The 15,309-nt window shown below is 60.5% G+C and carries 9 protein-coding genes and 1 pseudogene; 6 read left to right on the forward strand and 4 right to left on the reverse strand.

Annotated features, from left to right (window positions below; translation table 11 throughout):
- Nucleotides 1-41: 41 nt before the first annotated feature.
- Nucleotides 42-1,031 carry a VOC family protein gene (locus tag X566_RS13815; protein WP_034467141.1) on the reverse strand — a complete coding sequence of 330 codons (990 nt, stop codon included), beginning with the start codon at nt 1,029-1,031 and terminating at the stop codon, nt 42-44.
- 161 nt (nt 1,032-1,192) lie between these two features.
- Here X566_RS13815 and X566_RS13820 point away from each other — a divergent pair, with 161 nt between their 5' ends.
- The gene (locus tag X566_RS13820) at nt 1,193-1,969 is read left to right on the forward strand and encodes a DNA-binding transcriptional regulator (protein WP_034467144.1); all 777 of its coding nucleotides are present in this window, start codon (nt 1,193-1,195) and stop codon (nt 1,967-1,969) included.
- Here X566_RS13820 and X566_RS13825 read toward each other — a convergent pair whose 3' ends face one another.
- Nucleotides 1,970-2,938, reverse strand: a complete 969-nt coding sequence (locus X566_RS13825; RefSeq protein ID WP_160170471.1) for an amidohydrolase family protein — start codon at nt 2,936-2,938, stop codon at nt 1,970-1,972.
- 240 nt (nt 2,939-3,178) lie between these two features.
- Here X566_RS13825 and X566_RS13830 point away from each other — a divergent pair, with 240 nt between their 5' ends.
- The 4 genes and pseudogenes from X566_RS13830 to X566_RS13845 all read left to right on the forward strand — a co-directional run bounded on the left by X566_RS13830 (nt 3,179) and on the right by X566_RS13845 (nt 10,562).
- Complete coding sequence (locus tag X566_RS13830) at nt 3,179-4,714, forward strand: bifunctional 3-(3-hydroxy-phenyl)propionate/3-hydroxycinnamic acid hydroxylase (RefSeq protein ID WP_034468656.1); 1,536 nt, start codon at nt 3,179-3,181, stop codon at nt 4,712-4,714.
- A gap of 36 nt (nt 4,715-4,750) precedes the next feature.
- The gene (locus X566_RS13835) at nt 4,751-5,608 is read left to right on the forward strand and encodes a fumarylacetoacetate hydrolase family protein (protein WP_034467149.1); all 858 of its coding nucleotides are present in this window, start codon (nt 4,751-4,753) and stop codon (nt 5,606-5,608) included.
- Between the two features lie 108 nt (nt 5,609-5,716).
- Nucleotides 5,717-6,543 (forward strand): annotated as a pseudogene (locus X566_RS24355) (IS5 family transposase).
- A gap of 260 nt (nt 6,544-6,803) precedes the next feature.
- The gene (locus X566_RS13845) at nt 6,804-10,562 is read left to right on the forward strand and encodes an autotransporter outer membrane beta-barrel domain-containing protein (protein WP_160170472.1); all 3,759 of its coding nucleotides are present in this window, start codon (nt 6,804-6,806) and stop codon (nt 10,560-10,562) included.
- Between the two features lie 427 nt (nt 10,563-10,989).
- Here the strand turns inward: X566_RS13845 and X566_RS13850 are convergent, their stop codons facing one another.
- Complete coding sequence (locus X566_RS13850; RefSeq protein ID WP_051444214.1) at nt 10,990-11,637, reverse strand: TetR/AcrR family transcriptional regulator; 648 nt, start codon at nt 11,635-11,637, stop codon at nt 10,990-10,992.
- Nucleotides 11,638-11,726: 89 nt separating this feature from the next.
- On the opposite strand from X566_RS13850, the gene X566_RS13855 reads away from it, so the two are divergent.
- Nucleotides 11,727-12,623, forward strand: a complete 897-nt coding sequence (locus X566_RS13855) for a crotonase/enoyl-CoA hydratase family protein (RefSeq protein WP_034467156.1) — start codon at nt 11,727-11,729, stop codon at nt 12,621-12,623.
- A 198-nt stretch (nt 12,624-12,821) separates the two neighbouring features.
- Here X566_RS13855 and X566_RS13860 read toward each other — a convergent pair whose 3' ends face one another.
- Nucleotides 12,822-15,308 (reverse strand): glycogen/starch/alpha-glucan phosphorylase, encoded by a 2,487-nt coding sequence (locus X566_RS13860; protein WP_051444089.1) that lies wholly within the window; start codon nt 15,306-15,308, stop codon nt 12,822-12,824.
- Between the last annotated feature and the right edge of the window lies 1 nt (nt 15,309).

Here is a 15,309-nt window from a genome sequence, read left to right on the forward strand (position 1 = left end):
CCAATCGACTGAGAGGACGAAGAGGTTCAACGCGTCAGGAGTCAGCCGCGGCCGGTGACGGCTTCAAACCAGGCGCAGTTCACGGGCGCGCGGATGCCGCGTGCGGCGGCGTCGAGCCGCAACTGTCGCATCTGACTGCGCTGGTCGGGTGGCAGGTTGAACCTTTCATGTCCCCAGAAGCTCGGCCCGTCGAAAGTTTCGTGCGGTTGCCAAGTGTTCGGGTCGATCACACGTCCGCCCCAACCATACTCGATGAAAAACTCGGACGGGGTGCGCATATAGAACGATGTCATATAGTCGTTGGTGTGCCGTCCGAGCGAATAGGCGATGCCGTTATCCTGCAACTGTGCGAGGTCATAGCCCTGTCCGACATCATCGAGGCTGCCGAGCTCGACCATGAAATGATGCAGGGTCTGTTTGCCGGTTTCGACCATGGCGAAGCTGTGATGGCGGCCGTTGATGTGGAAGAAGTAGAGTTTGTAAGGCTGCAGACTATAATCGCTGATACGAAAGCCGAGCAGGTCACGATAGAACGGCAGCAAGAGATCGACATTGGCTACGTTCATGACGACATGGCCCATGCCGAGAGGACCGGTGTTGAAACCGGAGATCGGACGACCGGGTACGAAGGGCGTATCGGCAATCTCAGGTTTCCAGAACGCCTCGAGACGATTCCCCGCCGGGTCGGTGAAGACGATCAGATCGGTCACGCGCCGTTGTTCAGCCAGCGCCCGTGAACCTTGCAGAACAGCGATACCCGCGGCTTCCAGCCGGCGTGCCAGTGCATTGAGATCGCCTGGATTGTCGACCTCCCAGCCCATGAAGCCGATACCGTCCGCGCCATCGTCAGTGATAATATAGCGCTGCTTGCGATCATCCATGCGAAATGCCCGCGTGGCTTTGCTGTCGTCGACCTGCTGCATGCCAAGGAGCTTGGTGGCGAGGTGGCTCCAATCATCCAGCTTCGGCGAGCGGACGCCGATATAGCCGAGCGATTTCAACTCCGTGTTCAATCCCGTATTCGATTCCATGGGACCTCCGGACAACACTGCGTGCATCGTAAAACGCCGCAAGCGGCGGACTGTAGGATTGATCTTTACATTTCCCTTTAGACGCGGCTCAACTGACGATCCGGTTCTGTCCATGAGGCGGACAACCGAAATCCACCGCGGGCCGCAGGTGATCGCAGGCAATGTCCGAGCAAGGCAATAAGCGTATAGACGGGGTTCGGTCGATCAAGCGTGGACTCGATGTCTTGCTGGAAGTGAACCGTTCCGGTGGCATTCGGGCTGGCGAGCTCGCGCAGCGGCTAAACCTGGCAAGGCCGACCGTTTACAGGCTGCTCGAAACTCTTGAAGAGCTTGGTTATGTGGCGCGAAGCGCATCGGACGAGCGCTTTCGGGTGACGCGCCGCGCCAGTAGCCTCGGTGATGGATACGACCCGGGTATTGTCGTCAGCCAGGCGGCGGCTCCGGTGATCGGCGAGCTCTCAAAGCGGCTCGTTTGGCCAGTCGATCTGTCAACCTATGAGAACGCGGCGATGGTTATCCAGGAGACGACCCACGCACGCAGCCCGCTATCGATCGACCGAGGTATGATCGGCCGCAGGCTGCCGTTGCTGCGGACGTCGGCAGGACGGGCCTATCTGGCATATTGCCCAGAAGCCGAGCGCGAGATCATCCTCAAGCATATTGCGCGGATCGACGAGGCGGAGGATCGACCGTACCTGCTGCCGAAATACGTTGCCCAGATGATTGCCGACACCCGTGCTCGCGGTTTTGCTGTGCGCAGCGATGGCGAATATAACGAGCGGACCTCAAGCATCGCGGTGCCGATCCTGCGCGACGGCTATGTGCTGGCTTGTATTTCCGTGATCTGGATCAGGACTGCGCTGGACCTGCCGGAGGCTATCAGCCAGTTCGCTGCACCGCTGTTGGAGGCGGCGATTACACTTGGAGACACCGCTTGATCATTGGGCGAGGCGCGGGAACAGACGAAGCGCATTGCCGCTGCGGATTATTGCCTTCTGTTCATCGGTGAAGCCCTCGAAGCCGTCGAGCGCGGACCGCTGCGACGCGATGGTGCTCTCGGGGCGGAAAGGATAGTCGTAACCGACCAGAAGGCGATCCGCCGGCACAAACTCCCTTAACAGAGCCAGATTACCGACTTCGCTCATGGCAGTCAGGTCGTAGTAGACCGAGCGCAGCAGCTGCATGGCCTCATCCGGTGGTGTCCTTGGGCCTGTTTGAAACACAGCGGACGCCGAACGCGCGATGCGTGCGGCAAGGTAGGGCACGGTGCCACCGCCATGCGGCACGATCAGCTTGATGTTGGTGTAGCGTGCGAGCGCGCCCGAGTAGAGCAGGCTCGCGAGCATACGCGTGCTGTCGAACGGATACTCGAGAATCGGCGAAGGAAGGCCGATGCTGAACCGTTCAAACGATGGCGGTTGGGCGGGATGCACGAACACGACGGCCCTGCGCCGATCGAGCTCCTCGAATAGAGGTGCGAAACGCTTGTCGCCGAGATAGGCGCCATCGGCGTTGCTGAACAGGCCGACGCCATCGAACTTCAGCTGGTCAAGGGTGCGCTCGATTTCTTGCAAGGACGCATCGATGTTCGATAACGGCAGAACACCAAGGGCCGCAAAGCGCTGCGGATATGCGCGCACGATCTCGGCCATGGCATCGTTGAGCGCGCGAGTGAGGGCTACGGCATCGGCGCCTCGCTCAAATTGCGCACCGGGTGCCGTGATTGAAAGCACGGACGCTCGGATGGCGTAGCGATCCATGATGCGCAGCGTGTCATCGAGGCTCCAGGTCGGAAATGGGAAGCCATCGCCAACGGGGTTGCCCGCCCGGTCGCAGAGACCCGCCCGACGCATTGCCTCAAGATAAAGGCTAGGCAGGATATGCGCGTGAACGTCGATTACCGGCAATGTCATGTGTGCTGCGCTCGTTGTTTCAAGGCGGCGAACCGATCAGCGATAACGCGCCGGCGTGCGGGTAAACATCGTGGCGTTGGGTTTGTCCGACAGGCGGACAAGGGTATGCCGATCTTCGTCAAGGCTGCCGGAGTCTTCTTCGGGCTCCGTCCATTTTCTGGTCGCTCTGTCCATCTTGCGGACAGTTAGCGCGTGTTGCTTGCTGCAACGATGGTGCCGTTCGATGGAAGCAGCATGCGAAACACAGTTCAACAGCTCGATCCTGACGTCGATGTTGTCATCGTCGGCTACGGTCCCGTAGGTGCGACACTGGCGAACCTGCTGGGACTGCGTGGCGTCCGAACCGTCGTGCTTGAGCGCGAAGCGACGGCGTATCATCTGCCGCGCGCCGTCCACTTCGATGACGAAGTCATGCGTGTGTTCGAGACCATCGGCCTGAGTGCGGCGATATCGTCGAACGTTATTCTGTCACCTGGCATGCACTTCATCGATGCCAACGGCAAGCTGATTATGGACTGGTCGCGACCGGCGGAGATCACGCCACAGGGTTGGCATTCGAGTTACCGATTCCATCAGCCGGACCTTGAACACGTGCTGCGGGACGGCTTGCTGCGCTGGTCGAGCGTGACGGTGCAGTCCCGTTGCGATGTGTTTGCGCTGGATACGGATGCCGACGGGGTAACCGTGCGTTACGAGAGCCTGTCGAGCGGACGGCTCTCGCATTGCCGGGCAAAGTATGTCGTCGGCTGCGATGGTGCGCGCTCGCTGGTGCGGCGCTTCATGGGAGCAGGTCTCGACGACCTTGGCTTTCATGAGCGCTGGCTGGTGCTGGATTTCATGCTGCGGCGGTCGCGCCCCGATCTCGGGGATTTCAGCGTGCAGCATTGCGACCCGGTACGTCCCGCGACCTATGTCCGCGGCACTGGTAACCGACGCCGCTGGGAGATTACGCTGCATCCAGGCGAGGAAGCGCATATCGTGACCAGCCCGGAGCGAATCTGGGAGCTTTTGCAGAGGTGGGTCACGCCTGAGGATGGCGATATCGAACGCTCGGCCGTCTACACGTTCCATTCGGTGGTTGCGGAGGCTTGGCGTGCGGGCAGGCTGCTGCTGGCGGGCGATTCCGCGCATCAGACGCCGCCGTTCCTGGGGCAGGGCATGTGCGCGGGAATTCGCGATGCGTCGAACCTGGCGTGGAAGCTTGCCGACGTCGTCACTGGTCGCGCGCCCGACAATCTGCTCGACAGTTACGAGAGCGAACGGTCGCCACACGTGCGCGAGTACATCGAGCGTGCGATCCGGCTCGGCGGTATCATCAATACCAAGAACATGGGCCACGCGCTGGCGACGCTTGGCCGCAAAGCCGACGAAACGGTGACGCTCAAGTCGACGAAACCGTTGTTGGGACCAGGCCTGCAGGCGGGAGACAGCCGACTCACCGGTCAATTGGCGCCGCAGCCGACGCTGCGCAGTGGCCAGCGGCTCGATCAGGTGACCGGTTACGATTTCGCCTTGCTGGCTGCACCGGCATTCATCGCTGCGCTTCCGCAGGAGAGCCATGCCTGTATTCGTGAACACGGCTTGCGGGTCATCGATGATCCAGTGACGTCGCTGCAGGCGTGGCTTGAAGAAAATGGCACCAGCGCGGTGCTTGTCCGGCCTGATCGGTATGTGCTGGGGGCCGCCCGCAATGCGCAAGAGCTGGCCGCGCTGCTGCAAGCCGTTCCGCGATCAACGTCATTGCGAGCCCTGTCGGCCGCGCAGCTTTAGCCTTTCGCGCAAACAACGACCAACACAGGTGCATAGATGAAACTCGTTTCCTTCCTCCGCGACGGCAAGTCGTCTTATGGTGCCGTCAAGGGCGACGACGGTATCGTCGATCTGGGCGAGCGCCTCGGCAGGCATGGGCTAAGAACGCTGCGCCAGTTGCTCGGCAGCGCGGCTCTTGATGAGGCGAACGCGATCCTGGCTCGGTCCGCGGCGGACATGGCTCTGGCCGACGTCGTGCTCGTGCCAGTTATTCCAGACCCCGACAAGATCATCTGCGTCGGCATGAATTATCACGATCACGTAGCCGAGGTGGGCCGCACAGCCACCGAGAAGCCGTCTCTCTTTGCGCGTTTTGCCGGTAGCCAAGTCGGTCATCTGCAGCCGATGATCAAGCCTGCGGTCTCGGAGCAGTTCGATTATGAGGGCGAGCTTGCGGTGGTAATCGGCAGAGAGGGGCGCCACATTGCGAGGGATGAGGCGCTCGAACATGTCGGAGGTTATGCCTGCTATAATGAAGGCAGCATCCGCGACTGGCAACGCCACACGACACAGTTCTTATCAGGCAAGACTTTCCACGGCACCGGCGCCTTCGGTCCGTGGCTCGTCACCGCCGACGAGATCCCCGATCCATCGAAGCTGACGCTGGAAACGCGACTGAACGGCCAGCAGGTGCAGCACACAACGACGGATAAACTGATCACCAGCATCCCGGATCTGATTGCCTATTGCTCGGCCATCCTTCCGCTTCTGCCAGGTGACGTGATCGTCACCGGCACCCCTGGCGGCGTCGGCCTGAAGCGGACACCACCGCTGTTCATGAAGCCGGGCGACATCGTCGAGGTCGAGATTTCCGGTATCGGTGTCTTGCGCAATCCGGTGATCGCTGAAGACTAGCCGAGACAGGGAGAAGAAGGAGGCGCCCCGTTCTAAGAGCCTGACCGAAAAAGCAGTGAATGATCGGCTGTGATTCCTTCGGATTTGCGAGATTCGAGGGAGAACACGATGGTATGGACTAAAATCACTCGTGGTCAGTATCTGCGCGACGGCCTGCGCTATGCAGGTGACATGAAGGATGAAGAGTGGCGTTTGATTGCCCGCCGCCTGCCTCCCCGGCGCCGCTTGAGCCGACCGCGGAAGGTCGATTTTCGCAACGTGATCGAGGCCATTCTGTACGTTCTGCGGGCGTTGCCGCGCGAGTTCCCGCCGTACTCGGTTCAAGGCTATTTCTACGCGTGGCGCGACAACGGGCTGTGGCACAAGCTCGTCAAGGTTCTGGTTCGGTATGCTCGTCGCAGACTGGGACGCGCAAGCCGAGCCCGATGGCGGCGATCATCGACAGCCAAAGCGCTACGACAACACAGGCTGGCGGACCACGAGGCTTTGACCGGGGTAAGCGCGTCTATGGCCGCAAGCGGCACATTGTCACCGATACCGAGGGCCTATTGCCGGCGGTTCATGTCCATCCGGCCAACGTGCAGGATGTCCATGGTGCTGTCGCTTTGCTCGAGCATATTCGCCAGGAACTTCCCAAGCTGCGCCATGTGTTTGCCGATCGCGTCTATCGCGGCCAACAGCTGACAGATGCCATGGCCCACTGTGGTCCGTGGCAAATCGAGATCGTCAAGCGGCCGCACGGCGTCAAAGGCTTCCAGCTCCTGCCGCGGCGCTGAGTCGTCGAGCGCACCTTCGCCTGGTTCGGCCGCTGCCGGCGGCTCGCCAGAGACTTCGAAGGTGCTGCCAGCACAGAAGTCCCCTGGCTTCTCGTCGCCCATCTCAGGCTCCTCACAGACGCCTGGCAAAGCCATGAAAGCCCGCAGACATCATTCTGAGTCAGACTCTGAGGAGAAGATCGTAGCGCTCACGCGACCGACAAGAATAGACATTTTCTGCATCTATTTTTGCAGTCCTCCTTCTTGTGCCATGAGCTCCTTCAGCAAGGAGTGAGAGCTGCAAATCCAGTATCAATTTATCGTCGAGCCCGAGGGAGCCGTTGGTCTCTCCTGATCCCATGTAATGATTTTATAAGAGTATTTGTTACGATTCCCGGATGCCTCAGCTTGAGGTGATTCGCGGAAGAGGAGTGCGCCAATTGTCTGCTGACCGCGTGGAGACGCGAATTGCCGCTTCCAGTTTCGCCGCGACAACCGGCAGCTTGCTGAGAGGCGTGCTGTCGAGCTCCGTTGGTTGCCAGCGGATTATCCTGGCCGCTGCAACGACAGCGCTGCTGCCTTCCGCGCAGGCGCTCGCGCAGTGCTCTCCGCCACCGCCGGCAGCAGTCAGCGTCTCCTCCGGCAGTTGCACGGATCCAGCCTTCACCGATCGGACAAGTCCGGGTACCGTGGTCGAGGTCTCCGGCACCGGGAGCTACAGCGCCACGTCCACCCATCTTCTGGTGACCGGCAACGGCTACGGCGCATACGCGAACAGTGGCGGGACGATCGTCCTGACCGGCACGCCCGACAGCGCCACCTCGCTCAGCGAGATCACGACCTATGGTGCGGGCAGTCATGCCCTCTATGCCAGTGGCGGAGGCCTGATCACCGCCGACAATACGGCTCTCTACACGAACGATGCCGGTGCTTATGGCATTGGAGCGGTTGGAGCGGGCAGCAGGGTTACGCTGACTGAGAGTGGGGTGAACACCTTCGGCGATGGCGCATATGGTGCCTATGCGGCCAGCGGCGGGACAGTCTCCCTGACGCGCGCCGATATCCAAACGTACGGCACGGGTGCTTCGGCCGTCTTTGCGGATATCGGTGGCTCTATCATCCTCAACAGCTTGAATACCTTTAGCATGGGCGCAACCAATGCTTCCGGCGCCGTGGCTTCGGGAGTAGGCAGCAGCCTTGTGTTGAACAACACTTACGTAAACGTCTTGAGTGCCGACAGCGTCGGGCTGTTCGCCACCAGCGGGGGAGCGATCGTCCTCAACGGGGGTGCCGTCGTGACAGGCGACTACTTCGGAGGCACTATCATCGCCGATGCTCCCGGCATCCTCGCTCGAGGACCCGGCAGCAGAATCCAAGTCAGCAATGGTGCGACGTCCGCCACCTATGGTGCGAACAGCCCGGGTATATGGGCTGATGCCGGAGGCCGGGTTGATTTCTCGGGCTATGGGATCTTCACCTATCAACGCAATTCTCCCGGCGCGCAGGCCGATGGGGGCAGCACGGTCACCCTGACCGACACCATCGTCCGTACGACTGGTCCGTCCAGCGCCGGCTTGCTTGTCCGCGGTGGAAGCACAGTCCTCGTGACGGGCACCGAGGTCAGTACCGGATTCCGGGTGACGGGAGGCTCCACACCGGTTCTCCAGTTCCCAGACGCTGAGGTAGGCTTGGAGGCCCATGGCGCGGATGTGGCCGGGGCGGGTAGTCGGCTGCAGGTGCAGAACGGCAAGATCACGACCAATGGTGACGGTGCCATCGGCATCAGGGCTAGCCAGGGCGGCACGGCCTTGGTGATGGGCGGTACGATCGCGACCAACGGTGCCGATACGTTCACCGTCGGCGGTGCCGATGGCGCCCGGGCGACTGGCAGCGGCAGCAGCATCGTCCTGGACGGCACCACGATAAACACCGCGAACGTCAACGCGGCGGGACTGCGGGCGATGGTGGGCGGCGCGATCGACGCCACGGATGTCACGGTCGCCACGCAGGGACAGAACGCCTTTGGTGCTCAGGCGCAAGGGGCCGGTAGTGCCATCACCCTGAACCGTATCGCCATCGCCACCGCCGGAGATTTCGCCGCCGGCATCCAGGCTAGCAATGCGGGCAGTGTGCAAGTCACCGGCGGCTCGGTCAGCACCACAGGCAGTGCCGCACATGGTATCACCGCCATCAACGGCGGCATGCTTTCTGCCACCGGCACCGCGATTGGGGTCAGCGGCGCCGGCTCGGCAGCGATCTACCTTGCAGGCAGCACTCCGAGCACTGTGTCGGTTGTTGGCGGCAGCTTGAGCGCCGCCAGCGGTGCGATCGTCTTGGCTGAAGGCGGCACCGGCACCGTCTCGATCAACGGCGGCACTGCGATCAGCCCGGCGGTCGTGAACGACCGGCCATTGCTGGCGCGCGTGACCGAGGATGCTGCGGGCAATCCGGCTAACCTGACGCTGAACATCGATGGCATACCGGCGCTCACCGGCGACATCGTCGTCGATCCTTCGACCCTCGTCTACAACCTCAGCAACAGTCGCTGGGCGGGCAATCTGGCGCTGATTGGCTCGGGCAATACCGCTAGCGTTAGCCTGACTGCGTCGCAATGGACGGGTGACCTGCTGGCCGATGTTGGCAATACCGCTGGCGTTGCGCTGGCGCAGGGCAGCCTCTGGACCGGCTTGGCTCGGAACGCAACCCAGATCGCGATCGATGGCAGCAGCGCCTGGCATGTGACAGGGGATTCCAACGCAACTGGCACGGTGACCAATGCCGGCCTGATCCAGTTTCTGGCACGGCCGGGAGCCTACAGCACGCTGACGGCTGGCAGCTACACCGGCAGCGCCGGAAGCCGCATCGGCTTCAATACCTTTCTTGGCGCAGACAACTCGCCGACCAATCTGCTGGTGATCGATGGCGGCCGAGCCAGCGGCACAACCTCGGTGCTGGTCAACAATGCCGGCGGCCCCGGCGCGCAAACTGTGGCAGATGGCATTCGTCTGGTGCAGGTGACCGGCGGCGGCACCACTGCGACCGACGCCTTCACGCTCGGCCATCGAGTCGCCGCTGGTGCCTATGAGTATCAGCTCTTCCGTGGCGGCAGCACCAGCGCCGATGACTGGTTCCTGCGCTCCTACCTCATCGACACGCCGACAACGCCGAGCGTGCCGGAAACGCCAGAAACGCCGAACGCTCCCGCAATCCCGCTCTACCGGCCGGAGGTGGCGCTCTATGCGCCCATTCCCGCAATCGGCAGGCAAATGGCGCTCACGACCCTCGGCACACTGCATGAGCGCGTTGGCGAGGAGGAAAATATCCGTGCCCTGACCGGCAGCGGTTACGTCAATGGCGTCTGGGCCCGCGCCATTGGCGAACGCACCCGCAGCCGCTGGGATGGCACCGTCGACAGCTCCGCCAACGGCAATCTCATTGGCGTGCAAGCTGGCATCGATATCGTCCGTACCGATCCCTATGCCGGCGGCCATCGCGACCATCTCGGCGTCTACGGCGCCTATACCGATTACAGCGCGCCCTCAGTTTCCGGCTTCGCCCTCGGTGTTCAGAATCTCCGTGTTGGTCGGCTTTCGATGGCAGGATATTCGGCTGGCGCCTACTGGACCCATTTCGGGCCCAGCGGCTGGTATGTCGACGCCGTGTTCCAGGGCACCTCATACGACATCAACGCGCGCTCGGACTACGGTGCCGGCCTGTCCACGAAGGCCACCGGCTATACCGCTTCGCTTGAGGCTGGCTACCCAATCCGCTTCGGTGAAGGCAACCGTTGGCAGATCGAGCCGCAGGCGCAGATCGTCTCCCAAACGATCTCGGTGGATCGCTCCAGCGACACCTATTCAGGTGTGAACTGGAGCGAGGGCAACGCCTGGACGGGACGGCTCGGAGCCCGGCTGCAGTATACCAATCGGGACGCGCAAGGCACTCTCTGGCAGCCCTATGCGCGGATCAATCTTTGGCACGCCTTCTCCGGCAACGACAGCGCGATGTTCGGTCAGTCCTCGCCCGCCATCGAGACTCGCTTCGGCGGTACGGCGCTCGAGGTTGGCGGTGGCATCACTGCGCGCGTCAATCAGAACATGAGTCTCTACGGGCAAGGCAGTTACCGCTGGTCGCTCGACGATGGCCGTAGCAAACAGACCGCCGCCGCCGGTACTTTCGGCGTCCGGTTCAACTGGTGATCGTCGGGTTCAACTCTGCTCGCTAGCGTTTGGACGCGTGCAAGCGTGGCGGTGAAGGCTACCTGAGTCTCTCAACTTAGCTGCGGATCACAGCGGGCAAGGGGCAGAGGATCACTCGTTTCGCTTCGGTGGAGCATTTTCATTTATTCAGTCAGTGAACGATCGCCACCGAACCCCGATATCGCCCAATACAGGGGCGGGCGTCCCTATTGTCGTCTAGCTTGGGTTTGAGCCAACCCTGCAGCTTGAGCAGCGGAAAATCATTCGCACGTTGGGAAGCACGCGCGACTGATCATGTCGAGCAGCACTTCACCGGGATGCCAGAGATCGTTGCTTCGTCTCGCGAAATAACTTGCCGCATTCTCCCGCTTTCTGCCGCTCCGGATGGGCATCATATCGCGCCCGCATTATCAGTGTTTCGGTCCGCTTACCTTGGTGCCGACGTTTCCCCATAGCGGCCGTGGGAATCATTGCGCTCGAGCATGAGGCGCGCGGATTTGGTCCATATCGCGATCAATCGATCACGTCGGATCGCTGAGCTCCTCAAATTCTCTGAAATGGCAAGGCCGCGGATGAAATACTGCGTTAGTGCCATAACGTCTTGGAATGCTTCGGAATCGCTCCATTCGCGAAACAGCTTCTCATGGACACGGTCACTGTCTCGCCGCGCCCTCCGCTCAGCGGTCAGAAGAACGCGCTTGAGATGAGGGTCCGTTCGCGCAACAGCCCATAGCTCCAGTTCAGCCAAGTAAGCCGGCTGCCGGGCGGCGTAAGCCAGCGCTTGCATGACGCGCTCAAGCGGATCTTCGATGCCCTGAGATTTCTGACGCGATGCGCCCACCGCCAGTTCATTTCGCGCCACCAGTTCGGTCACCGTAGCTGCCAGCAACTCGGCATGACTCGGAAAGTGATGGAGCAGGGCGCCGCGGCTGACCGCTGCGCGATGTTGGACCGCGAGTGTGGTGGTGCCGGCTACGCCGAACTCGATGAGGCACTCCACGGCTGCATTCAGCAGTCTCTTGCGAGTTTGCTGACCCGCCGATTCGAGATTTTGCGAGTGCAGTTTGGCAGACATCTGATGTTCCATTGGACCGTCACCGTTGACGGTAGCAGGATGCATGCTACAGTCAATGCTGACTGTCTGTCATTCAATGGGGGAATTTCATGCCGAAGTTTTCGACGCTGTCGATTGAAGCCGACGAGAACGCGCCTCGGGTGGCGCGGCTGCTCCTGAACCGTCCCGAGCGGCTCAATGCGATCAATGATGAAACGCCTGAAGAGATACAGCGAGCCGTGAAATGGGCGGAGAAGAACGATGATATTCACGTCATTGTTGTTGAAGGCGCGGGTAAGGGATTTTGCGGCGGCTATGACCTCGCCCACTACGCTGAGCGTAAGAAGGGACATCCTAACCAGCAGGAGAACCATCCTTGGGATCCGATGGTCGACTATGCCTCGATGAAGGAGAACACAGAGCAATTCATGAGCCTGTGGCGCTGCTCGAAGCCAACCATTGCGAAGGTTCACGGGCACGCCGTTGCCGGTGGAAGCGACATCGCGTTGAGCTGCGACATGCTCATCATGGCTGAAGATGCCAAAATTGGTTACATGCCCACACGCGTATGGGGCTGCCCGACGACGGCGATGTGGACTTTCAGGCTTGGACCTACACGTGCCAAGCAGCTCATGTTTACTGGCGATATGATCGACGGCCGGCGCGCCGCCGACTGGGGGCTGGCCAACGAGGCCGTTCCGATTGCTGAGCTGGAAGAGGCGACGATGCGCCTGGCTAACCGCATTGCCGGTGTCCCCAAGAGTCACCTGGCCATGCACAAGCTGGTTGTGAATCAGGTGATGCTCAACATGGGCCTCGAGCAGACTCAGTCGCTTGCCACTATCATGGACGGCATTTCGCGCCACAACCCCGAGGGCCTTTGGTTCCGACGCTACGCGCAGACGTACGGATTCAAGGCGGCGATTGAGTGGCGCGATAGCGGCCGCCCGATTCCAGAGGGAGAGGAAGCGCGCGAGCAAGTTCGCCAGATGAACAATGACATCTGAGATTTCGGCGTAACTGGTGCTTGATGCAAGGTCTTCCGACAAGGCGTAGCGCAACGACTCGGTAATCACCACGTGCATCCGCAGCGGAATGGGATGGATAAAACGCGATGAGATTGGGATGAATCGTCCCACCGCTTTAGCTTATTGTTTAAGCATGATCTCTTTGGAAAGCCGCTGCGCACTTCTCCGGATCATGCTTTAGCCGCCCTTGTTTCCATCACTGGAAACGTCCCAGATATCCTCCGCGTATTCGCGGATTGTGCGGTCGGCCGAAAACCATCCCATGCGTGCGACGTTAAGAATGGCCATTGCGTGCCATTGAGGTGTCCCCCAAACGCGATCAATGCGCCGCTGTGCATCGAAATAGGCATCGAAGTCTGCGGACACCATGTAGTAATCAAGGTGGCGCAGAGCGTGAGTAATGGGCGCGAACCGGGATGGATCGTCGGGAGAGAATTCGCCGGCATCGAGCGCATCGATGGCACCGCTCAAAGCTGCCGAATGACGAATGGTGTCGGTCGCATCCAGTCCGAGACCGCGACGCTTGACGACTTCATTGGCAGTCATGCCAAAGATGAAGATGTTTTCTTCGCCGACATGATCGCGAATCTCGATGTTGGCGCCATCCAGCGTTCCGATGGTCAGTGCGCCATTCAGGGCAAGTTTCATATTGCCGGTTCCGGACGCTTCCATGCCTGCTGTGGAAATCTGTTCGGATAGATCGCAGGCCGGAATCAGCACCTCTGCAGCGCTGACATTGTAGTTCGGAATGAAAACGACCTTGAGCAGATCGCGGATCGAACGATCGGCATTGATCCGCTGAGCGATATCGTTGATCAGTTTAATGATCAGTTTGGCCTGGTGATAGCTCGCGGCCGCCTTTCCACCGAAGATCTTGACCCGTGGTGTCCAGTCGCGCTGCGGTTCGTTGCGGATCGCCTGATAGAGCGCAATGGTCTCCAAAGCGTTCAGAAGCTGGCGCTTGTATTCGTGGATGCGCTTGATCTGGATGTCGAACATCGCCGACGGATCGAGATTGATGCTCAGCCTATCCGCGATTGATGCCGCCAGCCGTATTTTGTTCTGGCGCTTGATCTGCGCAAAGCGGTCTTGGAACGATCGTGTCTCGGAAAAGCGTTCCAGTTGACGTGCTGCGAACGGGTCGTCGAGCACGATCGGTCCGCATGTTTCCTTGACGAGATCGGTCAAGCCTGGATTACATTGATGCAGCCAACGACGAAAGGTAATGCCGTTGGTCTTGTTGGTGATTCTGTTCGGATACAGCGTGTTTAGGTCGGCGAATACCGTCTTCTGCATCAGTTCGGAATGCATTTCCGACACGCCGTTGATCCGGTGTGAGCCGATGAAGGCGAGGTGTCCCATCCGAACGCGGCGGCCACCAGTTTCGTCAATGAGCGATACCGACGCGATGTACCGGCTGTCATCCGGCCTCCGCATTTCGGCGGCGAGGAGATTGTCCACGTTCAGGCGATAGATGATCTCCAGATGACGCGGGAGCGTACGTTCGAACAGCTCGATCGGCCACGACTCCAACGCCTCGGGCAGCAAGGTGTGATTGGTATAAGAAATGGCTCGGCGAGAGATATCGCGGGCTTCACTCCAACTGACGTTATACTTGTCGATCAGCAGACGGATGAGTTCGGGAACGGCGAGCGCAGGATGCGTGTCGTTAAGCTGGATTGCCGCCTTCGAGGCGAGAGTTCGAATGCTTCCGTCGGTGCGGAGATGGTTCTCGATGATGTCTTGCAGCGAAGCCGAAACAAAGAAATATTCCTGCCGCAGCCGCAGTTCCTTGCCGGCAGCGGTTTCATCGCTCGGATAGAGGAACTTCGAGATCGCTTCCGCCCGCGCCATCTCAGACATGGCGCCGAGATGGTCGCCGCGATTGAAGGTATCGAGCTGCATCGGATCGACGGCCCGGGCCGACCATAGGCGCAGAGCGTTGACGTGCTTGCCGCGCCAACCGACGATCGGCGTATCGTAGGCTACTGCTTGCAGCGTCTCTGCCGGCACCCATTCGATTCGCTGGTGGCCACTCCGTTGCTCGATGCGGCGGATGTGTCCGCCATAGTGGATATTGTAGACCGTGTCCGGTCGTTCAAATTCCCATGGGTTGCCAGAATTCAACCATTGCTCGGGAAACTCTTCTTGCCAACCTTGCGAAATCAGTTGCCGGAACAAACCGTGTTCGTAGCGGATCCCATAACCTTGTGCAGGAATGGCAAGGCTCGCCATGCTTTCCATGAAGCACGCAGCAAGGCGACCAAGCCCGCCATTGCCAAGGGCGGCATCCGGCTCGACGGTCTTCAACGTAGCAAGGTCAATGCCAAGCGTTCTGAGTGCGCTGTCGAAGGCTGGCATCAGTTCCAGGTTGCTCAGCGCATCGGTGAACAATCGCCCGATCAGGAACTCGAGTGAAAGATAATAGACGCGCTTCTTCCCTTCGCGGCGGGTCTCGCGATCCGACTGCAGCCAGCGATGAACGATGCGATCGCGTAGCGTCAAGACCGTGGCCACGTACCAATCGTGCTTGGTAGCCCGTTCCGGCTCTCGGCCGACCATCAGCGCGAGCTTGGACAGTATTGCTCCACGAATTTCAGCAACGTCTCGCGCAAGAGGTGTTGCTTGTACGACAGCATGTTGAACAAGGCGGTTGGTCGTCATG

It is taken from the genome of Afipia sp. P52-10, assembly GCF_000516555.1.
Taxonomy (GTDB): domain Bacteria; phylum Pseudomonadota; class Alphaproteobacteria; order Rhizobiales; family Xanthobacteraceae; genus P52-10.

Bases quoted from the DNA above. Each gene is read 5' to 3' on its own strand.
- X566_RS13815 (WP_034467141.1), bottom strand. From the start codon at position 1,031: ATGGAATCGAATACGGGATTGAACACGGAGTTGAAATCGCTCGGCTAT.
- X566_RS13820 (WP_034467144.1), top strand. From the start codon at position 1,193: ATGTCCGAGCAAGGCAATAAGCGTATAGACGGGGTTCGGTCGATCAAG.
- X566_RS13830 (WP_034468656.1), top strand. From the start codon at position 3,179: ATGCGAAACACAGTTCAACAGCTCGATCCTGACGTCGATGTTGTCATC.
- X566_RS13835 (WP_034467149.1), top strand. From the start codon at position 4,751: ATGAAACTCGTTTCCTTCCTCCGCGACGGCAAGTCGTCTTATGGTGCC.
- X566_RS13850 (WP_051444214.1), bottom strand. From the start codon at position 11,637: ATGTCTGCCAAACTGCACTCGCAAAATCTCGAATCGGCGGGTCAGCAA.
- X566_RS13855 (WP_034467156.1), top strand. From the start codon at position 11,727: ATGCCGAAGTTTTCGACGCTGTCGATTGAAGCCGACGAGAACGCGCCT.
- X566_RS13860 (WP_051444089.1), bottom strand. From the start codon at position 15,308: ATGACGACCAACCGCCTTGTTCAACATGCTGTCGTACAAGCAACACCT.